This is a genomic window from bacterium (assembly GCA_035308905.1).
In the GTDB taxonomy this organism is placed as follows: Bacteria; Sysuimicrobiota; Sysuimicrobiia; order Sysuimicrobiales; family Segetimicrobiaceae; genus DASSJF01.
Genome location: DATGFS010000003.1, coordinates 123,566 through 150,323, shown reverse-complemented (window position 1 = coordinate 150,323; position 26,758 = coordinate 123,566). Strand labels below are relative to the sequence as shown.

General features: G+C 69.6%; 29 protein-coding genes and 1 other RNA gene. 20 read left to right on the top strand and 10 right to left on the bottom strand.

What is annotated here, in order from left to right:
* Positions 1–90 precede the first annotated feature (90 nt).
* The 3 genes from VKT83_01035 to VKT83_01025 are packed head-to-tail and all read left to right on the top strand — an operon-like array spanning position 91 to position 3,545.
* On the top strand, positions 91–888 hold the full coding sequence (locus VKT83_01035; protein HLY21032.1) for a creatininase family protein: 798 nt from the start codon (positions 91–93) through the stop codon (positions 886–888).
* A 48-nt stretch (positions 889–936) separates the two neighbouring features.
* The gene (locus VKT83_01030) at positions 937–2,535 is read left to right on the top strand and encodes an ABC transporter substrate-binding protein (GenBank protein ID HLY21031.1); all 1,599 of its coding nucleotides are present in this window, start codon (positions 937–939) and stop codon (positions 2,533–2,535) included.
* 14 nt (positions 2,536–2,549) lie between these two features.
* Positions 2,550–3,545, top strand: coding sequence for an LLM class flavin-dependent oxidoreductase (locus VKT83_01025; GenBank protein HLY21030.1), 996 nt, complete (start codon positions 2,550–2,552; stop codon positions 3,543–3,545).
* 17 nt (positions 3,546–3,562) lie between these two features.
* On the opposite strand, the gene VKT83_01020 is transcribed toward VKT83_01025, so the two are convergent.
* Genes VKT83_01020 through VKT83_01010 form a run of 3 tightly spaced genes read right to left on the bottom strand, consistent with a single transcriptional unit; the run spans position 3,563 to position 7,049 of the window.
* Complete coding sequence (locus VKT83_01020) at positions 3,563–4,393, bottom strand: ABC transporter permease (GenBank protein HLY21029.1); 831 nt, start codon at positions 4,391–4,393, stop codon at positions 3,563–3,565.
* Positions 4,390–5,313, bottom strand: a complete 924-nt coding sequence (locus VKT83_01015) for an ABC transporter permease (GenBank protein ID HLY21028.1) — start codon at positions 5,311–5,313, stop codon at positions 4,390–4,392. The genes VKT83_01020 and VKT83_01015 overlap by 4 nt, the downstream gene beginning before the upstream one ends.
* Positions 5,314–5,330: 17 nt before the next feature.
* Positions 5,331–7,049: a long-chain fatty acid--CoA ligase gene (locus tag VKT83_01010; protein ID HLY21027.1), complete on the bottom strand. Its 1,719-nt coding sequence runs from the start codon at positions 7,047–7,049 to the stop codon at positions 5,331–5,333.
* Between the two features lie 113 nt (positions 7,050–7,162).
* Here VKT83_01010 and VKT83_01005 point away from each other — a divergent pair, with 113 nt between their 5' ends.
* The 5 genes from VKT83_01005 to VKT83_00985 are packed head-to-tail and all read left to right on the top strand — an operon-like array spanning position 7,163 to position 11,580.
* On the top strand, positions 7,163–7,750 hold the full coding sequence (locus VKT83_01005; protein ID HLY21026.1) for a cytochrome c oxidase subunit 3: 588 nt from the start codon (positions 7,163–7,165) through the stop codon (positions 7,748–7,750).
* A complete protein-coding gene (locus tag VKT83_01000) occupies positions 7,747–8,514 on the top strand; it encodes a c-type cytochrome (protein HLY21025.1) in 768 nt (255 codons plus the stop codon). The genes VKT83_01005 and VKT83_01000 overlap by 4 nt, the downstream gene beginning before the upstream one ends.
* Entirely contained in the window at positions 8,514–9,347 is an 834-nt protein-coding gene (locus VKT83_00995) for a Rieske 2Fe-2S domain-containing protein (GenBank protein HLY21024.1), read from the top strand. Before VKT83_01000 ends, VKT83_00995 begins: the two co-directional genes overlap by 1 nt.
* On the top strand, positions 9,344–10,711 hold the full coding sequence (locus VKT83_00990; GenBank protein ID HLY21023.1) for a ubiquinol-cytochrome c reductase cytochrome b subunit: 1,368 nt from the start codon (positions 9,344–9,346) through the stop codon (positions 10,709–10,711). Before VKT83_00995 ends, VKT83_00990 begins: the two co-directional genes overlap by 4 nt.
* Positions 10,708–11,580 carry a cytochrome c oxidase assembly protein gene (locus tag VKT83_00985; GenBank protein HLY21022.1) on the top strand — a complete coding sequence of 291 codons (873 nt, stop codon included), beginning with the start codon at positions 10,708–10,710 and terminating at the stop codon, positions 11,578–11,580. Before VKT83_00990 ends, VKT83_00985 begins: the two co-directional genes overlap by 4 nt.
* Here VKT83_00985 and VKT83_00980 read toward each other — a convergent pair.
* The 3 genes from VKT83_00980 to coxB are packed head-to-tail and all read right to left on the bottom strand — an operon-like array spanning position 11,487 to position 14,166.
* On the bottom strand, positions 11,487–11,879 hold the full coding sequence (locus tag VKT83_00980; GenBank protein HLY21021.1) for a cytochrome c oxidase subunit 4: 393 nt from the start codon (positions 11,877–11,879) through the stop codon (positions 11,487–11,489). The two genes, VKT83_00985 and VKT83_00980, sit on opposite strands and share 94 nt — an antisense overlap.
* Positions 11,876–13,492, bottom strand: coding sequence for a cbb3-type cytochrome c oxidase subunit I (locus VKT83_00975; GenBank protein ID HLY21020.1), 1,617 nt, complete (start codon positions 13,490–13,492; stop codon positions 11,876–11,878). The genes VKT83_00980 and VKT83_00975 overlap by 4 nt, the downstream gene beginning before the upstream one ends.
* Positions 13,489–14,166 (bottom strand): cytochrome c oxidase subunit II, encoded by a 678-nt coding sequence (gene coxB, locus VKT83_00970; protein ID HLY21019.1) that lies wholly within the window; start codon positions 14,164–14,166, stop codon positions 13,489–13,491. Before coxB ends, VKT83_00975 begins: the two co-directional genes overlap by 4 nt.
* 144 nt (positions 14,167–14,310) lie before the next feature.
* Here coxB and VKT83_00965 point away from each other — a divergent pair, with 144 nt between their 5' ends.
* On the top strand, positions 14,311–14,733 hold the full coding sequence (locus tag VKT83_00965) for a hypothetical protein (GenBank protein ID HLY21018.1): 423 nt from the start codon (positions 14,311–14,313) through the stop codon (positions 14,731–14,733).
* A 28-nt stretch (positions 14,734–14,761) separates the two neighbouring features.
* Here VKT83_00965 and VKT83_00960 read toward each other — a convergent pair whose 3' ends face one another.
* Positions 14,762–14,935 carry a hypothetical protein gene (locus VKT83_00960; protein ID HLY21017.1) on the bottom strand — a complete coding sequence of 58 codons (174 nt, stop codon included), beginning with the start codon at positions 14,933–14,935 and terminating at the stop codon, positions 14,762–14,764.
* A 17-nt stretch (positions 14,936–14,952) separates the two neighbouring features.
* Complete coding sequence (locus VKT83_00955; GenBank protein HLY21016.1) at positions 14,953–16,188, bottom strand: MFS transporter; 1,236 nt, start codon at positions 16,186–16,188, stop codon at positions 14,953–14,955.
* Between the two features lie 76 nt (positions 16,189–16,264).
* On the opposite strand from VKT83_00955, the gene VKT83_00950 reads away from it, so the two are divergent.
* The 11 genes from VKT83_00950 (at position 16,265) to VKT83_00900 (ending at position 24,008) form a co-directional block, all read left to right on the top strand.
* Positions 16,265–17,419 (top strand): YbfB/YjiJ family MFS transporter, encoded by a 1,155-nt coding sequence (locus tag VKT83_00950; GenBank protein HLY21015.1) that lies wholly within the window; start codon positions 16,265–16,267, stop codon positions 17,417–17,419.
* 74 nt (positions 17,420–17,493) lie between these two features.
* On the top strand, positions 17,494–18,198 hold the full coding sequence (locus VKT83_00945; protein ID HLY21014.1) for a peptidase E: 705 nt from the start codon (positions 17,494–17,496) through the stop codon (positions 18,196–18,198).
* An 18-nt stretch (positions 18,199–18,216) separates the two neighbouring features.
* Positions 18,217–18,861 (top strand): class I SAM-dependent methyltransferase, encoded by a 645-nt coding sequence (locus VKT83_00940; protein HLY21013.1) that lies wholly within the window; start codon positions 18,217–18,219, stop codon positions 18,859–18,861.
* 31 nt (positions 18,862–18,892) lie between these two features.
* Complete coding sequence (locus tag VKT83_00935; protein ID HLY21012.1) at positions 18,893–19,228, top strand: DUF6176 family protein; 336 nt, start codon at positions 18,893–18,895, stop codon at positions 19,226–19,228.
* 22 nt (positions 19,229–19,250) lie between these two features.
* On the top strand, positions 19,251–20,255 hold the full coding sequence (locus tag VKT83_00930; protein HLY21011.1) for an NAD-dependent epimerase/dehydratase family protein: 1,005 nt from the start codon (positions 19,251–19,253) through the stop codon (positions 20,253–20,255).
* Entirely contained in the window at positions 20,245–20,604 is a 360-nt protein-coding gene (locus VKT83_00925) for an antibiotic biosynthesis monooxygenase (protein HLY21010.1), read from the top strand. Before VKT83_00930 ends, VKT83_00925 begins: the two co-directional genes overlap by 11 nt.
* Positions 20,605–20,607: 3 nt before the next feature.
* Positions 20,608–21,255, top strand: coding sequence for an HAD family phosphatase (locus tag VKT83_00920; protein ID HLY21009.1), 648 nt, complete (start codon positions 20,608–20,610; stop codon positions 21,253–21,255).
* 28 nt (positions 21,256–21,283) lie between these two features.
* The gene (locus VKT83_00915; GenBank protein ID HLY21008.1) at positions 21,284–21,727 is read left to right on the top strand and encodes a VOC family protein; all 444 of its coding nucleotides are present in this window, start codon (positions 21,284–21,286) and stop codon (positions 21,725–21,727) included.
* A 39-nt stretch (positions 21,728–21,766) separates the two neighbouring features.
* Positions 21,767–22,030: signal recognition particle sRNA large type (gene ffs, locus VKT83_00910), an RNA gene on the top strand.
* 71 nt (positions 22,031–22,101) lie between these two features.
* Positions 22,102–22,788, top strand: a complete 687-nt coding sequence (locus VKT83_00905) for an isochorismatase family protein (GenBank protein HLY21007.1) — start codon at positions 22,102–22,104, stop codon at positions 22,786–22,788.
* A 35-nt stretch (positions 22,789–22,823) separates the two neighbouring features.
* Positions 22,824–24,008, top strand: coding sequence for a Xaa-Pro peptidase family protein (locus VKT83_00900; GenBank protein ID HLY21006.1), 1,185 nt, complete (start codon positions 22,824–22,826; stop codon positions 24,006–24,008).
* Between the two features lie 15 nt (positions 24,009–24,023).
* On the opposite strand, the gene VKT83_00895 is transcribed toward VKT83_00900, so the two are convergent.
* A complete protein-coding gene (locus VKT83_00895) occupies positions 24,024–25,619 on the bottom strand; it encodes an ABC transporter substrate-binding protein (protein ID HLY21005.1) in 1,596 nt (531 codons plus the stop codon).
* 20 nt (positions 25,620–25,639) lie between these two features.
* Positions 25,640–26,710, bottom strand: coding sequence for a DSD1 family PLP-dependent enzyme (locus tag VKT83_00890; GenBank protein ID HLY21004.1), 1,071 nt, complete (start codon positions 26,708–26,710; stop codon positions 25,640–25,642).
* Positions 26,711–26,758: the final 48 nt, after the last annotated feature.

Here is a 26,758-nt window from a genome sequence, read left to right as displayed (position 1 = left end):
ATGTTGACGCCCCGGCAGGATGTGCGGGCGGTGCGCGGAACGTGAAGGACGCGCGATCCGCCCCACACTTCTTCATCCGGAGACGCCGGCTTGACGGAACCGCTCCGCGGAGTCTATCTCGAACGGCTGACGTGGACCGAAGCTGAGCCTCTCTTGCGGGCGGATCCCCTCGTCGTCATCCCCGTCGGCGCGGGCGCCAAGGAACACGGGCCGCATCTCCCGCTCGGCACCGACCGCATCATGGCGGACTATCTCGCACGCCGGCTCGCCGAGCGCGTCCCCGTCGTCGTCATGCCGACCGTCGTCTACGGCTACTTTCCGCATTTCTCACCGTTCCCCGGCAGCACGCACCTCGAAGCGTCCACCTTTCAGGCGATGATGACCGAGCTCGTCCTCTCGCTCCACCGGCACGGACCGAGACGTTTTTTGTTTCTGAACACCGGCGTGTCGACGTATCCCGTGCTGGAGATCGTGGCGCGCGACCTCGACCGCGTGCACCGATTGCTCGTTGCGGTGACCCGGATCGGCGACCTCGGGGCGCAGCGGACGACCGGACTTCTCCAGCAGCCGCGCGGCAGCCACGGCGACGAGCATGAGACCTCTCTGCTGCTCGCGATCGCCCCGGACGTCGTGCGGACGGACAAGCTCGCCCGCGAGATTCCGGATCGCCCCGATTCGCGCGGCGTCTTCGTGCCGCCGATGTACCACCGCGAGCCGGGGCCGGGCCACTCCGACACCGGCGTCTACGGTGACGCGACCCTCGCCACCGCGGAGAAGGGCCGCGTGATCGCGGAGGCGATCGTGGACGACCTCGTCGCCGGGGCCGAGCGCCTTCGCACGGCGCCCGCCGCGGCGGCGCGGCTCGGCATCCCGATGTCCTCGGAGTAGTCAGCCACGGCGGCCAGGCCAGTCATCACCGATCAGGGAGGTCAGAGGATGGTACGGCACCTCGCATGGGCACTTACGGCGCTCCTCGTAGTAGCGTTCGGCTTTCCATCCACCAGAGCGGCGGCGCAGGCCGGCGCCACGCTGCGGGTCGCCATCCAAGCCGATCCTACGACGCTCGATCCGGCGCTGACCGACGATCCGACCGGCACCGCGCTCCTGCAAGACGTGTACAGCCCGCTCCTGGACCTCGACAGCCGCGGCGGGCTGAAGCTGCTGGCCGCGAAGTCGTGGACTGTGTCGCCCGACGGCAGGACGTTCCACTTCACGCTGCGCGACGGCCTCAAATTCCAGAACGGCAAGCCGGTGACGGCGACCGACGTGAAGTACACGCTGGACCGCCTCGCCAATCCGAAGGTCGACTCGCCGAACGCCGACCTGCTGGTCGCGCCGATCGTCGGGTACGCCGAGGAGCAGGCCGGCAAGGCCACGGGGCTGAGCGGCGTCAAGGTCGTCGACCCGGCGCACGTGGACATCACCGTGGATCCCACGCAGGGCGACATTCTGGTGCGGCTCGCGCACGTCGCCTCCGGCATCGTCTCGCGGGAGTCGGTGGAGGCCGGCGGAGAGAACTGGGGTACCACGCACGCCAACGGGACGGGGCCGTACACGATCACCGAGTGGTCGCTGCGCAACCAGATCGTGCTCACCGCGAATCCCGGATACTTCGAGGGCGCGCCGAAGATCCAACGGGTCGTGCTGGAGATCGTGCCGGATCCCACGACCGACGTCGCGAAATACGAGGCGGGCGAGCTCGACATCACCCAGGTGCCCGGCACCGACTACACGCGGCTGAAGCGCGACGCCACCCTCGGCCGTCAGGTCGTCGAGTACGACCGGGCGTCCACGGTCTTTCTCGCGCTGAACCAGTTCGCGTACGCGCCGTTCAAGGACGTCCGCGTGCGCCGGGCGATCGCCTACGCCATCAACCGTCCGGTCCTCGTGCGCGCCATCTTCGCGGGCCTGTTCACGCCGGCGACGGGCATCCTTCCGCCGCAGGTGCCCGGCTACCATCCGCTGGCGGCGATCCCCTACGATCCGGCAAAGGCGCGCGCCACGCTCGCCGAGGCCGGCTATCCGCAGGGGCGCGGGCTGCCGCCGCTCGTGCTCGGACCGAACCCGCGGGGCTACGGGCCGTCGCAGGCGGCCCAGGCGGTCGCGGCGATGATCCATCAGAACCTCGGCATCGAGACCCGAGTCCAGCTGCTCGACATCGCGAAGTGGCGGAGCGACCTCAAGTCCCGCACCGCGTTCTCGGCCGTCACCGGCTGGACCGCGGACATCGCCGATCCGAACGATTATCTCTACGCCCTGTTTGTCTCGAAGGGGCCGTTCATCCACTTTTCCGGCTACAACAGCCCCGCCTACGACAAGATGGTCGCCGCGGCGAACCGCCAGCCGACCCGCGCCGGCATGCTCAAGCAGATGGGCGCCGTCGAGAAGTTTCTCATCGTCGACGACGTGGGCGTCGTTCCGATCTATTACGTGCGCGAGGCCATTCTCTTGAAGCCGTACGTGCACAACCTGACGTTTACCGCGTACGGGCTCGGGTTCTTGGAGCACCTCAACACGGCCGCGATCGTCAAGTAGGCCGGCCGCGGAGGATGGGGGAGCCGGAGCGGACGGCGTTCGCGCTGAGTCTGCCGAACCGGGCGGTCGTCCTCGGGTTTCTCACCGTGGACCAGCTGCTCGGCGCCGCGGAGGCCGCCGACGCCTCGGGGCAGTTCGCCGCCCTGAGCGTCGGCGACAATCTGCTGGAGAAGCCGCGCGTCGAGGTGGTGGCGCTCCTCGGCGCGCTCGCGGCGCGGACGTCGGTCCTCCGGCTCAACGTGGGCTGCCTATCCACGCTCGTGCTGCGCGATCCGATTCTATTCGCGATCCAGTGGGCCAGCCTGGATGTCATCAGCAAGGGCCGCATGGAGCTGTCGGCGTGCATCGGCGGCGGCGACGAGCGTGAGATCCGTCCCTACGGGATCCGCCGCGAGGAGCGGGTGGCGCGCCTCCTCGAGGCGGTCGAGGTGGTACGCCGGCTCTGGCGCGAGGATCACGTCACCGTGGCCGGGCGCTACCACCGGTTCGAGGACGTGACGGCGCTCCCCAAGCCGGTACAGGCGCACCCGCCGATCTATCTCGCCAACGCGCCGGATCCCGAGGCCGAACCGGCGCTCCGGGACCGCATGCTGCTCCGCGCGCTGCGCCACTTCGACGGCTGGCATCCGACCGGCCTCACCCCGGACCAGTTCCGCGCGCTGCGCGCACGGCTCGGCGAACTCGCGGCGCGGGAGGGAAAGGATCTCTCGGACTTTTCCGTGGCGTGCGGCAGCCTCGTCAACATCCAGCCCGATCCCGTGAAGGCCCGGCAGGAAGCGGAGGACTACGTGCGCCGGTACTGGCCCGACACGTACGGTCCGCGCAGCTTCGACCGTCTCGTGTTCGGGCCGCCGCGGCAGGTGGCGGACGGGATCTTACGCTACTGGGACGCCGGCGCCCGGCGCATCTCCGTGCGTCTCGGCGCGTTCAACTACGACGAGCAGATTCCGATGCTCTTAAATGAAGTGATGCCGGCGGTGTGGGAAGGGGTCGCCGCGCGCGGTCGCTGAGGCTCACGGCGCGGGGCTCACCGGCTCCGCGACCGCGGGTCGAGCGCCTCCGCGATGCCTTCGCCCGCGAACGTCAGCGACAGGATTGCGAGCGACAGGACGACGCTCGGGATCAAGGCCAGATACGGCTCGCTCCGCAATCTCGGCAGGCCCTCCGCGATCATCACGCCCCACGACGGCATCGGCGGCTGGATGCCGATGCCCAGAAACGAGAGCGTCGCCTCGGAGAGAATCACGGGGCCGATATCGAGCGACGCGCGCACCAGCGCGATCGTGAGCAGGTTGATCAGGACGTGCCGCATCAGGATGCGCCGGTCGGTCGCGCCGAGCGCGCGCGCCGCGTCGATGAACTCCTGGCCGCGCAGCGTGAGGGCCTCCGCGCGCACCTGGCGCGCCATGCCGGCCCAGCCGACCAGCGACAACGCGATGATGATGTTCAGCAGGCTCGGGCCGAGCACCCCGGTGATGAGAATGAGGAAGAGGATCGGCGGGAAGGCCAGGAACACGTCCGTGACCCGCATCAGCACGCCGTCCGCGGTCCCGCCGAGAAACCCCGCCAGCATCCCGCCGGCCGTGCCGATGACCGTGTGCGCGAGCACGGCCGTGCCGCTGATCGCAAACGAGATCCGGCCGCCGTAGGCGACCCGCGTCAGCAGGTCGCGCCCGTACTGATCGGTGCCGAACCAGTGCTGGACACTCGGCCCCTGCAGGGTCTGCGACAGATCCTGGACGTCGTAGGGGATGTGCGTCGTATACGGGATCATGATCGCGCCCGCGAGGAGGAGCGCCACGGTGACGAGCGCGGCGACCGTCGCGCGGTCCTTCCATACCGCGGCCGCCCCGCTCACGTGTACCGGATCCGCGGGTCGAGCGCGGCGTACGCGAGGTCCATCGCGAGATTCAGCAGCAGAAAGAGCGCGGTGTACAGTAGCACCACCGCCTGAATGACGGGGTAGTCGCGCTGGAACACGGCGGTGACCGTCGCCCGGCCCATGCCGGGGATCCCGAAGATGATCTCCGTGACGAAGGCGCCGGTGAACGCCAGGCTGAGGGCGAGCCCCACCGTCGTCGTGATGGTGATGGCGGCGTTGCGCAGCGCGTGGCGGACGGTGATCGCCGCGACCGGGAGTCCCTTCGCGCGCGCGGTGCGGATGTAGTCCTGGCCGAGCGTCTGCAGCACGGCGAGCCGCGTGATGCGGGTGATGTACGCCATCGGCCGCAGCATCAGGACCACGATCGGCAGCACCAGGTGCGCCGGCGTTCCCCAGCCGGACACCGGCAGCCAACGCAGGCGCAGCGAGAACAGCAGCACGAGGCCGATGGCGACGACGAAGAAGGGCACCGCCACGCCGAGCAGGGTGAGCAGCCGGACGCCCTGGTCGAGGACGGACCGCCGGTGCAGCGCCGCGGCCAGGCCAAGCGGAACGCCCACGAGGACCGCGACGACCAGGGCGAGGGTGCCGAGGGCCAGGCTGATCGGCAGCGCCTGCCCGATGATCGCGCTGACGCGGACGCCGCGATAGACGTACGAGGTGCCGAAGTCGAGACGGGCCAGGCCTTTGAGGAACCGGGCGTACTGCACAGGCAGCGGCTGATCGAGCCCCAACTGCGCCCGCGCGCGCGCTTCTACCGTGGGGTTGCTGATGTCGCCGAAGAGGATCTGCACGGGATCGCCCGGCGCGAGGCGCCCGACGACGAAAACGATCAACGTGACCCCGATCACGATCGGAAGCATCGCGACGATCCGGTAGGCGAGATAACGTGTCATCGGGGCGCGGGCCGAGCTTAACCTTCCGATCCGTCCTCGGGCGGTGCGGCCGCGGCGGCGGTCTCCCGCAGCACGCGCCGCAGCGGCTTGCCGATGAGGGTCTTCGGGATCGCGTCGACGATTTCGATGCGCCGGGGCAGCTTGTAGGACGGCAGCCGCTCCCGCAGCCAGTCGCGGATCTGGCGGCGCGCCGGCACGGCGTCCCCGCCGGGGGTCCGCAGTGTGACGTAGGCCACGATCGTCTCTCCCCGCAGCTGGTGGGGCACGCCGATGACCGCGGCGTCGCGGACCAGCGGGTGTTCGAGCAGCAGGTCCTCGATCTCGCGCGGGTAGACCTTGAGCCCGCCGACCTCGATCATGTCCTTCTTGCGGTCCTCGATGAAGAGAAATCCGTCGGCGTCGGTGCGCGCCACGTCGCCGGTGTAGAGCCAGCCGCCGCGCAGCGACGTGGCCGTGTCGGCCGGCGCGTTCCAGAACCCCTGCATGATCTGGGGCCCGCGCACGATCAGCTCTCCGGCCTCGCCCGCCGGCAGATCGCGCACGCCCCCTTCGAGATCGACGATCCGCACGTCGGTGCCGGGGACCGGTATGCCGATGCTGCCGGGCTTGCGCACCCCGCCTTCCCAGATCGGGTTCGCCGCCACGAGCGGCCCGGCTTCGGTGAGGCCGTACCCCTCGGCCACGCGGCCGCCGGTCAGCTCCTCGAACCGCCGCGCCACTTCCGCCGGCAGCCCCGCGGCGCCGGAGAGGCAGTACCGGATCGAGTGGAGATCGTGGCGCGCGACGTCCTTGAGCTGGTTGATCGCCGCGTACATCGCCGGCACGCCGGGGAAGACCGTGGGGCGCCACCGCGGCACCTGCTCGGCCACAAGGCGGGCCTCGAACATGCGCATCAGCACCATCAGTTGGGTCGCGGCGAGCCGGATGCCGGCGTTCAGTACGAGCAGGCCGTAGACGTGGAACAGCGGCACGACGACGAGGAAGCACTCCTCGCCCTCCCTGAGGCCGCGGAACCAGGCGAGCCCCTGCGCGGCGTTCACGGCGAGGTTGCGGTGCGTCAGCATCGCGCCGCGGGGACGTCCCGTCGTGCCGCCGGTATATTGTAAGACGGCGAGGTCTTCGGGCCCGGCGCCTTCGGACGGCGGAAGCGCGTGCCGCCGCATCATCCGGCCCCACGGGACGAGGCCGGCCCCGCGCGGCATCGCGTCGCCCTCGCGCCGCTCCCGCGCCACGCGATAGAGCGCGCGCCACAGCGGCGGGAAGTAGTCCGACACCTTGGTCAGGATGATGTGCTCGAGCGCCGTCCGGTCGCGCACCGCCGCCACGTTCGGATAGAGGCGGGTGAGCGTCACGAGGGCTTTCGCCTGCGAGTCGCGCAGGAGGAACGCGAGGTCCTCGCCGCGATACAGCGGATTGACCTGGACGACGGTGACGCCCGCCTTGAACGCGCCGTAGAGCGCGATGGGATACTGCGGCAGGTTGGCCAGCGCGATCGCGAGGCGGTCTCCGCGGCGGAGGCCCAGCGCGCGCAGGCCTCCGCCGAACCGGTCGGTCGCGCGATCGAGCGCGCGGTAGGACAGCGCCGAGTGGAACCCGGGGCCGCTCAGGATGACGGCGGCCCGGCCGGGATGGCGCGCGGCGCTCGCCCGGAGAAACGCGTGCAGGGGCGCGTCGGGAAGAGCGATATCGTGGGGAACGTCGTCGGCGTAGAACCGGTGCCAGGGGCGCGGCTCCAAGTGTCCACCTCCGACCCCCAAGGTTGCACGCGGCCGCGACTTGCCCCTGCGCTGTGCGCCGACTTCTCACACCGGAGGACACGGCCGCGCACGGACGGAAAGAACGGCCGGAGATGATCGCGCAGACCGCCGCCCGCCCGGGTGCGACGCACCCGGCCCCGCTCGTGCTGGGCATGGTGCTGTTCATCGCGTCCGAGACGATGTTCTTCGGGGCGCTGTTCGGCGCGTACTTTACGCTCCGCGGTGAAGCGGTCGTCTGGCCGCCGGCCGGGGTGCACCTCGACCTCGCCGAAATGGGGCTCGCGACGGCGATTCTGCTCGGCTCGAGCATCCCCGCGCATCTGGCCGCCCACGCGCTGCGCGCCGGGCATCGCGCCGCGGCCGTCCGCCGCTTGGTCCTGACCGCCGTGATGGGGCTCGTGTTTCTTGGCCTCAAGCTGCACGACTGGCTGAGCGCGGGCTTCACCGTCGCGTCGCACGCGTACGGCACGATCTTTTTCACCCTGACCGGCTTTCACGCGCTCCACATGGTCGTGGGCATCATTCTGTTGTTGGGGTTGGCGGTCAAAGTCGCGGGCGGCGCCTATCGCGCGCTGGATCCCGGCGGCGGGACCGGCGGACCCGACGCGGTGATTTATTACTGGCACTTCGTCGACGCCGTATGGATCGCGGTGTTCTCCACGATCTGGCTCATCCGATGAGCCGGCGCACCGTCACGGTGGCCGCCGTGATGGTGGTGTTGGGGGCGACCGTCGTGGCGGCCGCCCGCTCGCGGGCCCAGACGCCCTCGCCGCCGCCGTCGACGCCCGCCTCCGCCGCGAGCGGGGATGTGCGGCGAGGCGCCGATCTCTACGCGCTCCACTGTGCATCCTGCCACGGCGTGACGGGGCAGGGCACGGACGACGGCGTGACGCTCCGGGGCATCGGCGCGGCCGCGGTGGACTTCGCGCTCTCGACCGGCCGGATGCCGCTCGCGGATCCGCAGCAGCCGATGGTGCGCCGGGCGTCGGCGTGGACGCGCCCCGACATCGACGCGCTCGTGGTGTTTGTGACGTCGCTCGCGCCGGGGGGCCCGCCGATCCCGGCCGTGTACCCGGCCGGCGGCGACCTCACGCGCGGGCAGCAGATCTTCGCGGCGAACTGCGCGCCGTGCCACGGTACGGCCGGCCAGGGCGCCGCGGTGGGCGAGGGCGCGGACGCGCCCGATCTCTACGAGGCGACCCCGCTCCAGGTCGCCGAGGCCGTGCGCATCGGCCCCAACCCGATGCCGCGGTTCGACGTCGGGGTCATCGACCAGCACGACCTGAATTCACTGGTTCGCTACGTCTTGCTGCTGCGGACCCCGGCGGATCCGGGCGGGCTCAGCCTGGGGCACCTCGGGCCCGTGGCGGAGGGGTTCATCGCCTGGCTCGTCGGGTTCGCCGGCCTGGTCGTGATCATCCGCTTCATCGGGACGACGACGTAATGCGCCCGGTCGAGCGGCCGATCGCCGGCATGCTGGCCTTGTCGATCTGCGGCAGCCTCGCCCTCGTCCTCGTCTACGCCGCCGGAGGCCAGCCGCAGCTGGAAGGGACGCTGCTCGCGGTCTCGTTAGGCGCGCTCGGCGCCGCGGTGATCGCGTGGGCGCTGCGTCTTCTTCCACAGGAGGAAGTGACCGACGTCCGCGAGACCGAGCCGTCCCCGCCGGCGGTGCGCGCGGCCGCGACGTCGGCGCTCGAGCGCGGGGAAGAGCAGCTCACCGGGAGGCGGACTCTTGGACGCCTGCTGCTCGGCGCGCTCGCGGCGCTCGTGCTGGTCGTGTTCTTTCCGATCCGCTCGCTGGGTCCGCGCCCCGGCCGTTCGATGTTCCACACCGAATGGCAGCCCGGAACGTTTCTCATCGACGGCGAAGGGCACCGCATTCGCGACGGCCAGCTCGCCGTGGGATCGGTGATCACCGTGTTCCCGGAGGGGCACGGCGGGTCGCCCGTGTCGCAGGCGCTGTTGATCCGGGTGGATCCGGCGCAGCTTGCACTGCCGCCCGGGCGCGGCACCTGGGCGCCGAAGGGCCACGTGGCCTTCTCGAAGCTCTGCACGCACGCGGGCTGTCCCGTCGGACTCTACCGCGCCGCGGCCCACCAGCTGCTGTGTCCGTGCCACCAGTCCACATTCGACGTGCTGCGCGGGGCGGCGCCGATATTCGGGCCCACGACCCGGGCGCTGCCGCAGCTGCCGCTGCGGATCGACGAGGACGGGTACCTGCGCGCGACCGGCGACTTTTCCGCGCCGGTCGGCCCGGGATTCTGGGAGCTCTCATGATCCGCCGGCTGGTGCTGTGGCTCGACGACCGCCTCGGCGCGGCGTCGTTCGCGCGCAAGGCGCTGCGCAAGGCGTTCCCGGACCACTGGGCGTTCATGCTCGGCGAGGTGGCGCTGTACGCCTACCTCGCGCTGCTCGTGACGGGGATCTTTCTGACGTTTTTCTTCACCGCGTCGGGCGAGGACGTCGTCTATCAGGGCTCCTACGCGCCGCTGCGCGGGGAGCGGATGTCGGCGGCCTACGCGAGCGTGCTGGGGCTGTCGTTTGACGTGCGTTCCGGACTCGTGATGCGGCAGATCCACCACTGGGCCGCGCTCGTCTTCGTCGCCGCGATCGTCGCGCACGCGCTGCGGGTCTTCTTCACCGGCGCGTTCCGGCGGCCGCGCGAGATCAACTGGCTGATCGGCACGAGCCTCGTGCTGCTCGCGATGGGCGCGGGCTTCACCGGCTACTCGCTGCCCGACGACCTGCTCTCGGGCACGGGCATCCGGATCGCGTACTCGGTGCTGCTGTCGATTCCGGTCGTCGGCACCTGGGCGGCGTTCCTGTTCTTCGGCGGAGAGTTTCCCGCGCCGGTGACGATCGGCCGGCTGCTCGCGCTGCACATCATGCTGCTCCAGGGCCTCATCCTCGCCGCGCTCGGCGCGCATCTCGCGATCATCTGGCATCAGAAGCACACGCAGTTCCGCGCGCCCGGCCGGACCGAGGACACGGTGGTCGGGTCGCCGCTGTGGCCGAACTACGCGATGAAGTCGGCGGGGCTCGGGCTGGCCGTCTTCGCGGTGCTGGCGGCGCTTGGGGGCCTCGTCCAGATCAACCCGGTGTGGCTGTACGGCCCGTACGATCCGACCACGGTGAGCTCGCCCGCGCAGCCGGACTGGTACATCGGCTGGCTCGAAGGCGCGCTGCGCCTCATGCCCAACTGGGAACTGCGCGGGTTCGGGCACACGATCCCGGAGCCGTTCTTTCCGGGCGTGCTGGTGCCGGGACTGCTGATCACGATATACGCGCTCTGGCCGTTCATCGAGCAGCGGCTGACGGGCGACCGCGAAGTCCACCACTTCCTCGACCGCGCCCGCGCCGCGCCGCGCCGCAGCGGGGTCGGGGCGGCCGCGCTCACGTTTGTGGTGCTGCTGACGCTGGCGGGCAGCAACGACGTGATGGCGCGGTTCTTCGGCGTGCCCGTGGAGGTTGTGACCCAGGTGCTGCGCGGCGTGGTGCTGATCGCTCCGCTGGTCGCGGGATGGGTCACCTACGTCGTGTGCCGGGAACTCAAGGCCGCGGAGGGGCGTCCGGTCCCGGCCTGGCACGTGGTGCGCCGCGGGCCCGGCGGCGGCTACGTCGTGGAGGACGAGGAAGAGTGAGCGCCGCGGCGCCGTTTGTGCTCGCGGCCGGCATCCTCGCCTTGTACGGCGCCGGCATCCGGCGGTACAACCGCCGCCATGCGTCGCGGCCGTTTCCGCCGCTTCGCGCCGCCGCGTTCGCCCTCGGGGTCGCCGCCGGCGCCGCCGCGCTCGGCCCGCCGCTCGACGGCCTCTCCGCGTGGTTTCTCAGCGCCCACATGGCGCAGCACCTGCTCCTGATGCTGGTCGCCGCTCCGCTGCTGCTGGTCGGGACGCCGCTTCGGCTCGCCCGCCAGAGCGGCGTGCGCGGGCTCGAGGCCGCGGCCGCGCGGCTGTCCCACAGCCGCTTCGTCGAGGCGCTGACATGGCCGCCCGGGGCGTGGGCGGTGTACGCCGCGGTGCTGGCCGGGTCGCACTTTACGCCGCTGTATGAAGCCGCGCTCGAGCGTCCCGCCGTGCACGTTCTGGAGCACGCGTTGTACCTGTCGGCCGCGCTGGTCTTTTGGTATCCGGTCGTGGGACTCGAGCCGTCGCGCTGGCGTCTCGGCTACGGGCTGCGCCTGCTCTATCTGGCGGCGGCGCTGCCGGTGCAGTCCCTCGTGGGGTTGGCGATCTTCTCGTCGCGGCACGTGCTCTACCCGCACTACGCCGTGACGGCCGCGGTCCGGGGCACCTCAGCGTTGGCCGACCAGCAGACCGGCGGGATCATCATGTGGCTGGGGGGCGGCCTCCCCGTGATCGCCGCGCTGCTGCTCGTCGCGGCCGCGTGGGCCGCGGAAGACCGCCGCCTCGCCGATCACCTCGACCGCGCCGCGCGGTCGTCGCGCACCAACCCGACGAGCGCCGCGGTCACGCCGGCGGCGCCGAGGACGGCGAGCCACCAGCCGTAGATCAGTCCGGTCAGGCCCACCGCGCAGCCGAGGGCCAGCACCGGCGGCCACACGCTGTGCGAGGCGAAGACCCCGACGGCTTCATCGCGCGCGTCGGACGGACGCACGTCGCGTTGATCCGCGGCGAGCGACGCCCGGCGGCGGAGGAGCGCCAGGTACGCCGCGGCGAGCGCGAGTCCCACCGCCATCGTGAGCAGCATGAGGGCGCCGGCGCTCTCGTAACTCACGAACCAGTAGATCGCGCCGACCACGAGCGCAAAGGCCGCGGAGCCGAGCAGGATCCCCTGCGTCGTGTTCACGGCGCGTTCCGGGAACGACGCAGATCGAACACCGGCCGCTCTGAGTGAATGGGCGGAAGGGTCTCGAAGTTGAACTCGGGCGGGGGCGAAGTGGTGGCCCATTCGAGCGTGTATCCGCCCCACGGATCGGGCCCGGCCGGGACCCGATCGCGGAGCGACACCCACAGGTTCCAGAGGAAGACGAGGACACCCAGGCCGAGCACGGCGGACCCAAGGCTCGCGATGAGGTTCATGGCGTGCCAGCCGGGGAGATCCGGGTACGTCACGACGCGCCGCTGCATGCCCCACAGCCCGAGCAGGTGCATCGGCCAGAACGTGGCGTTGAAGCCCACGAAGACGAGCCAGAACTGGAGACGGCCCCAGCGTTCGCGCAGCATCACGCCGGTGATCTTCGGGAACCAGTAGTAGACGGCCGCGAAGAGCGCGAACAGGCTGCCGCCGCCGAGCACGTAGTGCATGTGGGCGACGATAAAGTAGGTGTCCTCCGCCCAGAAGTCGATCGGCGGCGACGCGATCATGACGCCGGTCACCCCGCCGATCAGGAAGTTGAGCAGAAACCCGACGGCAAACAGCATCGCCGTGGGGAACACGATCGCGCCGCGCCACATCGTGCCGATCCAGTTGACGTACTTGATCCCGGTCGGCACGGCGATCAGCAGCGACATCGCGGAGAAGAACGGGTTGACGACCGCTCCGGTCGTGAACATGTGGTGGGCCCACACCGCCATCGACAGCCCGGCGATCGCGAGCGTCGTCAGCACGAACGCGGTGTACCCGAACACCGGCTTTCGCGAGAAGACCGGGATGATCTCCGTGATCATGCCGAAATAGGGCAGGACCATCACGTAGACTTCGGGGTGCCCGAAGAACCAAAAGAGATGCTGGTAGACGACGGCGCTCCCGCCCTGCGACGGATCGAAGGCGTGGCCGCCGAGCCGCCGGTCGATGAGGAGCATCGCGAGCGTCGCGGCCAGCGGCGGGAACGCCATCAGGATGATCAGCGACGTCACGACCATGTCCCAGCAGAAAACCGGGATCCGCCACATGATCATGCCCGGCGCCCGGTACAGCACGGTCGTGGCGATGAGATTGATCGCGGTCATGATCGACGACGCGCTCACCATGAGCACGCCGACGATCCAGAGGTCCATCCCCGCACCGGGGCTCCCGGTGGTCGACAGGGGCGCGTAGGCGACCCATCCCGCGGCGGCGGCGCCGTCCCGGGTGAGCAGGCCGCTCATCACGACGAGGCCGCCGAGGAGGAACAGCCAGTACGACAGCGCGTTGAGGCGCGGGTACGCCATGTCGGGCGCGCCGATCTGCAGCGGCAGGATGTAGTTGGCGAGGCCGAGCCCGAACGGCGCGATGACGAGGAAGATCATCCCGGTGCCGTGCAGCGTGAACAGTTCGGCGTACGTCTGGCGGCCGACGATCGGGTGGTTCGGCACCGTGAGGTCGGCGCGGATCAGCAGCGCCATGATGCCGGCGAGGGCGAAGAACCCGAGCGTGGTGGTCATGTACAGAATGCCGATATGCTTGTGGTTCGTCGTCGTGAGCCAGCCGAGGAGGCCGACGCGCGGCCCGGGCACCGGCAGGGCTGCCGCGGTGCTCATGGGTTCTCCACGCCGGATGCGGCGGGTCCCGGCGGGCCGGCCGTGCGGCGCTCCCGCAGCCACTGCTGGTAGGCCTGCGGTGTCACCGCCGACACGGTGAAGTTCATCGCGGCGTGGTCCAGGCCGCAGAACTCGGCGCACTCGCCGCGGTACATGCCCGGCCGCGTCACGACGAGATCGAAGTGGCTCAACAGCCCGGGAATCGCGTCTCGCTTGAACAGGAACGCCGGGACGAAGAACGCGTGGTCCACGTCCGCCGACGTAATCTGGATGTGGACGGGCCGGCCCACCGGCACGACGAGGACCGGGGGATGCTCGGGCGTGCCGGTCACGGTCGGCCCGCCGCCGGCGTACTCGAACCGCCACGACCAGTCGAAGCCGGTGACCCGCACGGTCGCCGCCGGCCGCGGATCCAACCGCTCGATGCGCGCCTCGGCCCCGTACGACAGCGCGAACAGCCCGGCGACGATCAACAGGGCTGTGACCGTGCAGGCGGTCTCCACGACGGCGTGGTGGTGGAATTGCGGCGGCAGGGCCTCGCTTCGCCGGCGGTACCGGACGATGCACCAAAAGATCAGGATGTAGACGATGCCGGCGACTCCGATCGCCGCGAGAAGAAAGACGTCCCACACGTGGTGGATGTCACCGGCCTGCAGTGTCGCTCCGCCCGGCATGGCACCCCTACATTCCGCCGCCGCCGGGGACATTCCCGCCGGGCCGGGGCGCTCCGGCGCCGGGACCCTCGGCGCCGCCGTGGCTTCCGATCGGCAAAAATGGGTACTTATTGGAGTGTGAGAACCATCGGAGGAGGCAGGCAGGTGGGCGCTCTACTTCGGGGGATCACCGCACTCCGTTACTATTGGCTCCTGCCGGCCGCGTTTCTCGCGGCCATCGCGGGATTGATGATGCATTCGGCCGCCGCGCAGTCGCCCTATGACTGCGCCTCATGGTCGGCCTGGATCGACCGGGCGCCGGGTCTCGGGGCGATTCCCACGCTCCATGTGCGGGGACAGTGCGCGTTTCGCGTCGTCGGCTACAGCGTCGAGTTCAGGCCTCATCTTCCGCCGAGCGCCGACCCGAATGTGTTCCTGATGGATTTTGCCCTCCACTCGCCGGCCGGACCCCAGATGCCGGGCGACGGCAGCGTGAGCGTTTCCTACGCGACGATCGTACCGGCCAAGTACGAGACGGTGCTGCTGCTGCCCGACCGGATCTCCGTTCCGGTGCGCGAAGTCTACTAGGCACGCCGGCGATGCTCGCCGTCCGCGGCTAAAGCCGCCACAGCATAGCCCCGAGCCCGACCAGGCCCATCGCCTTTCCATAAAGCTGCCGCATCTGGCCCAGCACGTCGGTCTGCTGCACCCGCTCCACGATCAAGCCGCCGTCGAGCCGGACGTAGTCGAAGAAGCTCGCCGCGATTCCCGACGTGGTGTTCAGATGCACCGGCCGCTCGAGGCCGGCTAGCCGTTGAGCGCCGAGGCGGTTTCCCGGGCGGGCGCCGCGGCGTGTGAGGCGGCGCGGTGCTCGGTGACGAGCACCGCGACCCCGGTGATCGCGAGGGCGACGGCGAGGATCCAGAACAGGCGCGCGTAGCCGCCGAGCCACGTGTAGAGGAGCGTCGACCCGACCGGGCCGAGCGCGCGGGCAAGATTTCCGGGGATCGCCATCGCCCCGGCGATGCTGGCGTAATGGCGCCGTCCCCAGATGTTGGCGACCGCCGTCGCCTGCGCGAGCGTCAGCATCCCTGCGGCCGCGCCAAACAGCAGGATCATTGGCGCGAGACCCGCCCCGAGCGCGCCCGCGGCCAGCAGCGCCATCGCCGCGCCTTCGGCGAAGAACAACGATCCGGTGACCCAGACCGCGCCGAGCCAGGCCGTGATCGGCACGAACAAGAGACGCCCCGGCACCTGCATGCCGCCGATCCAGCCCACGACCGACGCGGCGAGCCTTGTAGAATAGCCGTGCTGCCCGAGGTACGGAATCATGTGGATGTTCAGCGACACGACCGTGAAGCTTCCGAACGCGAACGCGAGCGCGAGCACCCAGAAGACGCCGTGCCGCAGCGCCGTTCCGAGCGTGGCGTCGGTCGAGATGGGCCCGTCCGCCTCCGCGCCCCGGCCGTGGCCGCCAGGGGCGCGCAGGATGAGCGCGTGGGCCGGAATCGTGACGGCCGCGAGAAAGACCGCCAGCGCACTGACCGCGGCGCGCCAGCCGATCCACGCGAGCAGCCAGGCGGCGAGCGGCATGAAGATCGTGCTGGCGAATCCCGCGGCAAGCGTCACCGTAAGCAGCGCCCGCTCGCGGTTCCGCGGAAACCACTGCACCACCGCTGCGAACGCGGGCTGGTACAGGATCATCGCCATGGCGATGCCCATCGCGCCCCAGACGGCGTAGAGCGCGCCGAGCGAGTGGACGCGCGACCAGGCGATCAGGAGCACGAAGGCGAGGCACGACCCCACGGTCATGAGACCGCGGGCGCCGCGGCGGTCGATCCACCGGCCGACCGGCAGCGCGGCCAGCGCGGAAATTGCGAGCGCCAGCGACAGCGCGCCGGTAATGGCGACGCGGGACACGCCGAGGTCCCGCTCCATCGCCTGCAGGAAGACCGGGAAGCCGTAGTAGACGATGCCCCAGGACACCGTCTCCGTCACGCACAGGGTCGCGACGACGATCCACCCGTACTCGGCGCGCTTCATTGACGGTCTCACTACTGGGCGGACGCCGGGCGTCCCTCCGGGGTGTCACAGGAGCACGGCGTATCGCGGCTCGAAGATGCAGACCAAGCTGTCTACGGAATCGCCCCGTCCTCTGGCGCTTGCGCTCGGCGGGCTCATCGCGATGGCCGCCGCGATGGGCATTGGACGTTTTGTGTACACGCCGATTCTGCCGCGCATGACCGAGGATCTGGGGATGACGAAGGCCACCGCCGGCCTGCTCGCGTCGGCGAACTTCCTCGGCTACCTTGCCGGCGCGCTGGCCGCGGCGACGCCGGTGGTGCGCGGCTCCCGGCGCCGCTGGCTCCTGGCCGGTCTGGCGGGCAGCGCCGTGACGACCGGCGCTATGACATTCGCGTCGTCCGTAGCCGCGTTCATGGCGCTGCGATTCGCCGGCGGGGTGGCCAGCGCGCTCGTCCTCGTCTTTTCATCGGCGTTGGTCTTGGATCGCCTGAGCCAGGCGGGGAGACCCGAACTTGCCGCGGTGCATTTCGCCGGCGTCGGCGCCGGGATCGCGGTGTCCGCGGCCCTCGTCGCGGCGGTCGCCGCGCTGGGCGGCGGGTGGCGCCAGCTCTGGCTTGCGAGCGGCTGCGTCTCGCTTCTCGCGCTGTGGGGCGCCGCGACTCTCATCCCGGAGCGGCACGACGCGCCCGGGACCCCGCGGGTGCCGGCGAAGCGGGACAGTCGCCGACTGGCGGCACTGGCCGCGGGCTACGGCCTGTTCGGCTTCGGTTACGTCATTACGGGGACGTTTCTCGTCGCCATCGTGCGCGGTTCGCCGGCGATACGGTCGCTCGAGCCGCTCGTCTGGATCGTCGTCGGCATGGCCGGCCTGCCGTCGGTGGTCTTTTGGACGGGTGTGGGAGAGAGGATCGGCATCGTTCGCGCGTTCGCGCTCGCCTGCGCCACCGAGGCCGCGGGGGTGGCCGCCAGCGTGCTTTGGATCGCGCCGGCAGGTGTGTTTCTCGCGGCGGTGCTCTTTGGCGGGACGATCATGGGCATCACGGCGCTGGGATTGATCGAGGGCCGGCGCCTCACCACAGGCGACCCGCGCGGGACGCTGGCGATCTTAACGGCCGTCTTCGGCATCGGGCAGATTGTCGGTCCCGCGTTTGCCGGCGCGGTCTACGACGCGACCGGGAGCTTCCTGCTGCCGTCGATGGCCGCCGCGGGCGCGCTGCTGCTCGGCGCGCTTCTGGCCGTCGCGGGTTAGCCCGAAAAGTTTTCGGCGTCCGCGTCGAACCCTAACACCGTGACTATGCGACAGGATACGGTGATCATACGGCGATGACAGAGCGGCGGATCGTGGCATTGGGCGGCGGCGGGTTTAACATGGAACCCGACAATCCCAGGCTGGACCGCTACATTCTGTCGCTCGCGCGCCGGACGCCCCCGAAGGTCTGCTTTGTGCCGACGGCGAGCGGCGATTCGGAGAGCAACATCGCCCGCTTCTACGATGCCTACACCGTCGAACGCTGTCTGCCGTCCCACCTGCGGCTCTTCAGCCGGAAGCTCCAGGACCTGCGGAGCTTCATCCTCGGTCAGGACATCGTGTACGTCGGGGGCGGCGCGACGGGCTACCTGCTCGCGACCTGGCGGCTTGCCGGCCTCGACGCCATTTTTCGCGAGGCTTGGGAGCGGGGCGTCATCTTAAGCGGCGTCAGCGCCGGCGCCCTGTGCTGGTTCGAGGCGGGCCTCACGGACACGTTCGGCCGGCCGCTGCAGACCTTGCGGGACGGCTTGGGATTCCTTTCCGGCACCTTTGTTCCGCATTACGACGGCGAGAAGGATCGCCGGCCGGCATTCCACGCCGCCGTGTCAGGGGGCGCGCTCCCCCCGGGCATCGCCGCCGACGACGGCGTCGGAGTGGTGTATCATGGCACGGAGATCGCCGAGTTCGTCTCTTCACGGCCGGCGGCGCGGGCGTGGCGCGTCGAACGGACGGCCGACGGCGTCCGCGAAACCGAGATCGTGCCACGGTACCTTGACTGACCGACCGGCCGTGTTGGGATGACGCCGGATGGAGTACGGGCGGCATATGATGCGTGGGCGGCCACGTATGATACGAGCGAACCGCGCCACCTCCGCGATCTTGCGGCGGCCGTGCTTAGGAAGCAAGACCTGAACTTATCCGGCAAGTCTATCGTCGAACTAGGATGTGGGACCGGCACGAACACCGTCTGGTTCGCTGAATTAGGCGAGCGCGTAGTCGCGCTCGACTTTTCCGAACCGATGCTGGACCAGGCGCGTCGCCGCGTGACGTCTGACCGCGTTCGCTTCATGCTGCATGATATCTCGGCGAAATGGCCCATCCCCGGCGAATCGGTGGATCTGGTGGCGGCAGGCCTGGTCCTCGAACACGTCGACGATCTGGGTCCAGTTTTCAAAGAGGCCGAACGGGCCTTGCGCCAGGGCGGCGCGATGTTTGTCTGTGAATTTCACCCCTTTCAACAGTTGGCCGGGTTGAAAGCGCAGTACGTTGATCCGGCAACGCAAGCCATCATGCGGGTCCCTGCCTTCCAGCACGATGTTTCGGATTTCGTGACCGCCGGACTGAACGCGCGGCTTCGTCTCGACGCCCTGGATGAGTGGCGGTATTCTGACGACGCGCCCGGTGCGCCGCCGAAACTCTTGTCCCTGATGTTCGTGAAGTAGCGGCAGAGCCTGATCGCCCAGGGGTGGCCAATTGTCGGAAGCCCGGCTGCTGAAGTACCGGTTCAAACCGGACGGCAAGGAGAAGTGGCTCAGTTGGTCCGAGGAAATGAAACGCCGGTCTGCGGAAATCTTCGAAACTCTGCGCAACGAAGGCGTGATTGTCGAAGCGTGTTTTGTATCGCCCGAGGAGGATGCGATCTACTATTTCGTCGCGGCGGAGGACCTGGCGAAGGGCGAGGCTGCCTACCGGCGCAGCCCCTATGCCGTCGACCGGGAGCACGCGGAGGTAAAATCGGCCGCGCTGGAACAAGTTGCGCGGTTGCAGTGTCTTTTCTTCTTCGACAATCGATCCGGGCAATGGCGGTGAGGAACCGGCCGGCGTGCACGGCGTGAAGATTCTCATCTTCGGCGGGACGCGGTTCGTCGGCCGGCACATCGCGGAAGCCGCGCTGGCCCGCGGCCACGACGTAACGGTCTTCAACCGCGGCCAATCGGATCCGAATCCGGATATCGCGGTCGAACACCTGCGCGGAAACCGCGACGGCGATCTCACCGCCCTGCGCGGGCGCCGGTGGGACGCGGTCATCGACGTCTCGGGCTACGTGCCGCGAATCGTCCGCGCCTCGGTCCAACTGCTGGCGCCCGCCGTAGACCACTACACGTTCATTTCGACCGCCAGCGTCTACGACTCGCCGAAGGCCGCGGACCGAATCGGCGAGCAGGCGCCGATCAAGACGATCACGGACGACCGGCGGGAAGACTATCAGGACCCGGCCGCGTACGGGGCGCTCAAGGCGCTGTGCGAACGCGCCGTCGAGGACGCCATGCCGGACCAGGCGCTCGTCGCGCGGCTCAGCCTGGTCGTCGGGCCGCGGGATCCCACGGACCGCTTTACCTACTGGCCGCGCCGGGTGGCGAGGGGCGGCACGGTCCTCGCCTTCGATGGACCGAACCGCGTGGTGCTGCCGTTTATCGACGCGCGGGACATCGCCTGGTGGATCGTCATGAGCGTGGAAGCGGGGCTGACGGGGACGTTCAACCTCGGCAGCCAGCCCGGCGTCACGATCGGAGAGGTGCTCGAGACCAGCCGGGCGGTCAGCCGCGCCTCCGGCGCGTCGTTCGTGTGGGTGAGCGAGGCGTTCTTGCTCGAGCACGGCGTGACGCCGTGGACGGAAATCCCGCTCTGGGTGCCGCGGGGCCGCGACGACCTGGCCGGTCTCGATTCGACGAAGGCGATCGGCGCGGGCCTCCGCCTGCGGCCGCTCGCGAAGACCATCGCCGACACGCTCGCTTGGGACCGCACGCGGCCGCAGGACGGAGACCCTTTGGCCGGCTTGGCGGCCGGGCGCGAGACAGAGTTGCTGCGGTTGTGGGAGGCGACACATGGGCGATGAGATCGCGTGGGTGGTCGAGTTGGCCGTCAGGCCCGGTCAGCTCGATAACTTTCGGGCGCTGACGGGCGAGATGGTGGAGTCGACGCGCCCCGAGCCCGGTGCGCTGAGTTATCAACGGTTCGTAAGCGAAGACGGTCGGATCGTGCATCTGTACGAGAGATACGCGGACTCCGCGGCGGCGCTGGCACACCTGCGAGCGTTTGAGAAGATGTTCAGCCGCCGGTTTGAAAGCTTGGTGGACCGAAAACGGCTCTCCGTGTTCGGAACGCCGACGGATGAGCTCAAGGCGGTACTGGATCGGGCCGGCGCGACGTACCTTCGGCCCCTTGGTGATTTCGCCTACTGGTAGTTCATGATCCGCTACAATGACGACGTGACACCGCTGCGCGCGCTCATCCTCGATTACGGCAACGTGCTGACCTATCCGCAGGCGGCGGACGTCATTCAGGCGATGGCGGCGCGGCTTGGGGTGACCGTCGAGGCCTTTACCGCGGCCTATTGGGAGCACCGCCGGCCCTACGACGCGGGCGAGTATCCACCCGCCGACTATTGGCGGCGCGTGCTGCGGTCGCTTCGGCTCCGGCCGGAGGAATCGAACGAACGGGCGCTGTTCGACTGGCTCGCCGACCGCGACGGCGATTCATGGATGCGGTATCGGGACGAGGTCTGGGATCTTGCAAGGGACGTTCGGGCGAGGGGCGTTTCAACCGCCATGCTCTCCAACATGCCTGTGGCGCTGGCCCAGTGCATTCGCCGCGACCGCGCGCTGGAGGAGTGGTTTGACGTGGTGATCGTCTCCGGCGACGTCCACTCCACGAAGCCGGATCCGCGAATCTACCGGTTTTGTCTCGAGCGCCTCGATGCTGAGCCGGCGGGAGCGCTCTTCGTCGACGACCGCGAAGAGAACGTCACCGCTGCGGCGCGACTCGGCATGCGCACCGTGCACTTCGTGGGCGACGATCCGGCGGCGGCGCTGCGGAACGCGATCGCTCGCGCCTAGCACCAACGCCGGCAAGGAGGTGGCGACCGTGCCGCCGATTCGCGGCCTCTTCGAAACGCATTTGACCGTGCGGGACCTGGACCGTTCGATCGCATTCTACCGGGACGTCGTCGGTCTCACGCTGGCCCACCGGGTGCCCGAGCGGGACGCCGCGTTTCTGTGGATCGGCGGGGCGGGCAAGGGAATGTTGGGTCTGTGGTCCATCGGGACCTCACCGCTTGCGCAGCGGCTCCATTTCTCGGTCGAGGTCGCGCTGGACGACCTGCTGGCGGCGCCCGCCCGGCTCCGGACCGCCGGCGTCACCCCGCGGGACGGAGACGAGCCCGTCGTAATCGGGTGGATGCCGGCCGCGTCGGTGTTCTTCGATGATCCAGACGGACACTCGGTCGAGCTGATCACGATGCTGCCGGATCCGCCTCGGCCGGACGTGGCGTGGATGCCGTACACTCGGTGGCTGCAGACCCGCCGCTGACGCCGGTCGGGACGGCGCGCGTGCTATACTACGACATGGCCGTGCTAGGTGGGGAGCTAGCGGTTCCCTGTACCCGCAACCCGCTCCAGCGGGACTGAACTCCCACCCGAGGCCTCACCGCTCAGGGTCCGGCCCGCGCACGTGACGAGGAGGATCGGGTCCCGCGCAACGAGATCTTACCAACCCCGCCAGGTCCGGAAGGAAGCAACGGTACGTAAGGCGTCTCGTGTGCCGCGGGGACACCTGGTCGGAGCCGGCGACGCGGGGACCGCCTGGACGGTGTTGTCGACGGTGGGTGCACGGCCAATTTCACCGATCGGCTGGGACCGGTAATACCATCCATCCGCGAGCTGCGCAGAGGGCGGGGGAACGCCGTGGCGATTTGGGATGACGTCATCCCGCAGGCCGAACGGGACCTCTACACACAGGGCGGCTGGGGCGGCCGGATCGGATACGGACGCCGTCCCGCGCTGCTGATCGTGGACATGTATCGCGCCTTCGTCGATCCGGCCTACCCGTTCAGCACCCAGGGCGCGCCCGCGGCCGTGCGCGCCATCCGCGCGCTGCTCGATCGGGCGCGCGCGGCCGGCTGTCCCGTGTTCTTTTCAAAGGCGCGCCGCCGCACCATCCCTGCGGAGCGAGGCCGCTCGAAGGCCACGGCCGTCCGGGACCCGATCATGGCGGGCGACGGCGCGTACGAGATCGTGCCTGAGCTCGCGCCGCTCCCGACCGAATCGGTGATCGTGAAGTCCGCGCCGAGCGCGTTCTTCGGCACGGATCTGGCGTCGTACCTGATCCACGGCGGCGTGGACACGCTGATCGTCACCGGCACCGTCACGAGCAGCTGCGTGCGGGCCACCGTGCTGGACGCGTTCAGCTACCATTTCCGCGTGATCGTCCCCGTCGAATGCGTCTGCGACCGCAGTACCGTCGCGCACAAGGTCAGTCTGTTCGACATCGACATGAAGTACGGCGACGTGACGCCCGCCTCAGAGGTGCTCGTATACCTCGAGTCGGTGCGGGACGGAGAGCGGCAGGCGGCGCCGGCCGCGACGTCCTAAGCTCGTCCGCAGACCACTTCCCCGGAGGCGTAGGCATGCCGCGTGTTCCGTATGACATGGAGTCGCGCAAGACGTATCGCGTCAATCTCGTCAGCGACGCCGAATACGACCGGCGGATCTCGGCGCTGCGCGCCGGGATGGAGAAGGCAGGGCTCGACGCGGTCTGCGTCTACGGCACCCGCGAAGCCCCGGAGAACGTCGAGTATCTGACCAACTTCGCGCCGGTCGTCGGCAGCGCGTTTGCCATCGTGCACCTCGACGGCCGCATGGCCCTGACGACGGACGCCGTGATGCACGGCGAGCCGATGCACTCGATGATCTGGATGTGCCGGGTGCCGGACGTCCGGGTAATTCTACGCCGTCCGGTCTACGGCGGTCCGGTCGACGGCATCGCCCAGCTGGCCGCCGACGCCCTGGGCGATGTCAAGCAGGTCGGCATCATCGGCTCCGCCGGGCTGCCGCATCCGGTGCACAGCGCGCTGATGGCCCGGCTCCCGCAGCTCCAGCCGGCCGACACGATTTTGGCCGAGATCCGCCGCTACAAGAGCGACGAAGAAATCGCCAAGCTGCGCGAGGCCGGGCGGATCGCCGACGAGGCGATGGCCGCGGTGTTCGGCATACTGCGCGAAGGGGTCGAGGAGACCGAATTGGCCGGCGCCGCGGTGAACCGCATGCACAGCCTCGGCGGCACCGAGGCGTTCGCGACGAGCATCGTGTCGGGGCCGCGCGCGGGGCTGAAGCACAGCCACCCGCGCCGGCGCCGCCTCGAGAAGGGCGACATGGTGTTCATCGATCTCGGCGCGTCTTTCGACGGATACAAGTCCGATCTCAGCCGCTGCACGATGGTGGGCGGCGCCGCGGGCGTGGGACGCGAGCTGCTGACGACCGGGCTCAAGCTCCACGACGCGGGCCTCGCGGCCATCCGGCCCGGCGTGACCGTGGACGAGGTCGCGCAGGTGCTGGCGGCGGTCGTGCGCGGGACGCCCTACGAGCCGTACTTCTGCCCCGGGCAGTACGGGCACTGTCTCGGCGTCTCGCTGTTCGAAGCGCCGGGCCTCTTCGCCGGGAACCCGGCGGAGCTGCGCCCCCGGATGACGATGGCCTACGAGCCGATGGTCGTGATGGAGAACGTCGGCACCGGCGTGGTCGAGGATACGATTCTGATCACGCCGACAGGCGTGGACATGCTGACGCGGTATCCGACCGTGACCTGGGACTGAGGCCGCGCGGCGCCGCTACTTCTGAATGACGACGCCGGCCGGCGGGAGATAGCCCGGCGCCCAGGGCGCCGTCTGCAGTCCGACGACGTAGGGCTTCTTGAGCATCGCGCTGCGGCTGTAGAAAATCGGCACCAGCGCCGCGTCGTTGACGGCGATGGCCTCCGCCTTGTGGTAGGCCGCGATCCGCTCCGCGTCCGTCGGCGCCGCATTCGCCTGGTCGATCAGCCGGTCCACGTCCGGATTGTTGTAATTGACCCGGTCGAACGGCGACGTGCTGTAGAGCAGGACGTCCATGTAATCGCTGTAGTCGAGATAGTCCGCCGTCCAGCCGGTGAGAAACGCCTGGTAGACGTTCTTCGCGATCAGCGCGCGGATGAACGTCGCGTACTCGGTCTTCTGCAGCCCGACGTCGACCCCCAGATTTTGCTTCAGCATCGCCGCCGCCGGCTCGGCCGTCATCTGGTACAGCGAGCCGCCCGGGTTCACGGCGACGGTGAGCGGCGGGAGCTTGCCCGATACGCCGGCCTGCGCGAGCAGCGCGCGCGCCTGCGCGGGATCGTACGGGAGGCCCTTGTACTCTCCATAGAAGCCGGGGATGCCGGGCGGCGCGATCGTGCGGGCGGCCGTAAACAGGCCGAAGAAGACGTTCTGCACGATCTTGTCTTTATCGACCGACATCGCGAAGGCGCGGCGGACCCGGGGGTCCTTGAACGGCGCGTACACGCGCTCGTTGAGCCCGAGATACACGATCTGCACCCGCGGGAAGACCAGCAGCTCCTTGCCGAGCGCGGGGTCCGCTTTGATCCGCGGGAACTGCGCGAGCGGCACCTGGATGAGGTCGAGCTGCCCGGTCTGATACTCGCGGAACTGCGTCGTCGACTCGGTCACGATCGGCATTTCCAGGCGGCTGATCTTCGGCGCGCCGAGGAAGTAGACGGGGTTCGCGGCCAGGGTGATGTGGTCGTTCGTCACCCACTCGCGCATCGTAAAGGGGCCCGTGCCGGCGTCCTTCTGCGCGAACCAGCCCTGGCCGCCGTTCTGCACGACGTCGCGGTCGAGGACCACCGCCGCGTAGTAGGCGAGGCGGTGCAGAAACCCGCCGCGGCGGGCCGGGTTGACGACGAACTGCAGCGTCATCGGATCCAAGACGCGGATGCCGGCGACGGTGGCCGCGCCGGCCCGCCGCTCCGGATAGCCCTGCACGCTGGACAGCGCGAAGTCGGCGACCGGCGCGCGCAGCGCCGGATCGCTCATCCGGTCGAACGACCACTTCCAGTCGTCCGCCGTGACGGCGCGGCCGCCGTGAAACCGCATCGGCCGCAGATGAAACGTGTAGACGAGCCCGTTGGGGGAGATATCCCAGTTCCGCGCGGCGGCCGGCACCAGCCTCCCCCCGGCGTCAAACGTCACCAGGGTGTTGTACATCATCATGACGACCGACGCCCCCGGCACGTCCACCGCGAAGTACGGGTCGAGGCTCGACGGCTGGCCGTCGAGGGGCGTCCGCAGGACGCCGGCCTGCTGCGCGGTCGCGCCGGAGAACGGCTGCGCGGCGACCGCCGCCGCGATCAACGCGGCAAAGAGCAATAGCCCTGCCTTGAATCGAGACACGCGTTTCCCCCCTTGGAGTGTCAGGCGCTCTGTCCCCGGGCGTCGATCGTGAGTGTGCCCAGGCAGCGCCCGTCGTCCCGTACGAGGACGTACCGGTTGTAGAGATTGATCGTCGTGTCGCAGTGGCTCGGGATCAGCCAGATCCGGTCGCCGGGCGTGCGCCGCGCGGGCAGGCCCGCGATCTTGCCGTGCTCGTCGCCGGCCGCCTGATACTTGGCTTCCGGAAAGTCTTTGACCGCGGGCGCACCGGCGTCGGTGCTGACCGTCTTGTGGCCGGCGTCGATGATCACGAGCCCCGCGCGCTGATTGCTGACCACGGTCGTCAGCACGAACAGCGCGTGTTCGAAGGGCAGGCCTTGCACCGCGGCGTAGTCGCTGTCCACGACCGTGTAGGAGCCCGGTTGGACCTCGGTGGCCGTCCCGTGCTCGATGGCGGCCGCGTACGTGCCGGTGCCGGCGGTCGTCACGACCGGCACCGGGATCTCGTGGTCGGTCAGCAGCGCTTTGGTCTCGGCCAGACGCGCGTATGCCTCGAACGCGCGGCCGCGGCGCTCCGCGCGGTCCCGGATGTGCTGGCAGTGCCCTTCGTATCCCTGCAGTCCGCCGAAGCGCAGCGCCGGCGCGTCGAGAATGCGCCGCGCCAGCTGCAGCACCGGTTCACCCGGTTCGACGCCGGTCCGGTTCTGGCCCACGTTCACGTCGGCCAGCACCGTCAGCGTGAGCCCGCGGTCCCGGGCCTTCGCCGACAGGAGGTCGACCATCTCGAAGGCATCCGCGACGACGCTGACCTCGGCCAGCGCCGCGATGTCCAGCGCCCGGTCCATGTTGGACGGCGTCAATTCCGTGGTGAGGTGAACGTTGGGAATGCCGGCTTTGACCATGACCTCCGCCTCGCCCAGCTTGGCGGTGCAGACGCCGGCCGCCCCCAGGCGTATCTGTTTGGCGGAGACCCACGGGCTCTTGTGTGTTTTCGTGTGCGGCCGCAGCGCGATCCCGGCGGCGGCGCACTCCGACGCCATGCGCGCGAGATTGCGCTCCAACGCATCGACATTCAGGATCAGCGCGGGCGTCTGGACGTCGTCGAGGGTCATCGCCTCTTTGCTTACCTGCGGGAGACGGGCTCTCCTTTGGCGCCGCGG

Bases quoted from the DNA above. Each gene is read 5' to 3' on its own strand.
- VKT83_00995 (HLY21024.1), top strand. From the start codon at position 8,514: ATGCGCCCGGTCGAGCGGCCGATCGCCGGCATGCTGGCCTTGTCGATC.
- VKT83_01015 (HLY21028.1), bottom strand. From the start codon at position 5,313: ATGACACGTTATCTCGCCTACCGGATCGTCGCGATGCTTCCGATCGTG.
- VKT83_00920 (HLY21009.1), top strand. From the start codon at position 20,608: ATGATCCGCTACAATGACGACGTGACACCGCTGCGCGCGCTCATCCTC.
- VKT83_00950 (HLY21015.1), top strand. From the start codon at position 16,265: ATGCAGACCAAGCTGTCTACGGAATCGCCCCGTCCTCTGGCGCTTGCG.
- VKT83_01025 (HLY21030.1), top strand. From the start codon at position 2,550: ATGGGGGAGCCGGAGCGGACGGCGTTCGCGCTGAGTCTGCCGAACCGG.
- VKT83_00940 (HLY21013.1), top strand. From the start codon at position 18,217: ATGACGCCGGATGGAGTACGGGCGGCATATGATGCGTGGGCGGCCACG.
- VKT83_00945 (HLY21014.1), top strand. From the start codon at position 17,494: ATGACAGAGCGGCGGATCGTGGCATTGGGCGGCGGCGGGTTTAACATG.
- VKT83_00975 (HLY21020.1), bottom strand. From the start codon at position 13,492: ATGAGCACCGCGGCAGCCCTGCCGGTGCCCGGGCCGCGCGTCGGCCTC.
- VKT83_00925 (HLY21010.1), top strand. From the start codon at position 20,245: ATGGGCGATGAGATCGCGTGGGTGGTCGAGTTGGCCGTCAGGCCCGGT.
- VKT83_01000 (HLY21025.1), top strand. From the start codon at position 7,747: ATGAGCCGGCGCACCGTCACGGTGGCCGCCGTGATGGTGGTGTTGGGG.
- VKT83_00890 (HLY21004.1), bottom strand. From the start codon at position 26,710: ATGACCCTCGACGACGTCCAGACGCCCGCGCTGATCCTGAATGTCGAT.
- VKT83_00900 (HLY21006.1), top strand. From the start codon at position 22,824: ATGCCGCGTGTTCCGTATGACATGGAGTCGCGCAAGACGTATCGCGTC.
- VKT83_01030 (HLY21031.1), top strand. From the start codon at position 937: ATGGTACGGCACCTCGCATGGGCACTTACGGCGCTCCTCGTAGTAGCG.
- coxB (HLY21019.1), bottom strand. From the start codon at position 14,166: ATGCCGGGCGGAGCGACACTGCAGGCCGGTGACATCCACCACGTGTGG.
- VKT83_01005 (HLY21026.1), top strand. From the start codon at position 7,163: ATGATCGCGCAGACCGCCGCCCGCCCGGGTGCGACGCACCCGGCCCCG.
- VKT83_00990 (HLY21023.1), top strand. From the start codon at position 9,344: ATGATCCGCCGGCTGGTGCTGTGGCTCGACGACCGCCTCGGCGCGGCG.
- VKT83_00955 (HLY21016.1), bottom strand. From the start codon at position 16,188: ATGAAGCGCGCCGAGTACGGGTGGATCGTCGTCGCGACCCTGTGCGTG.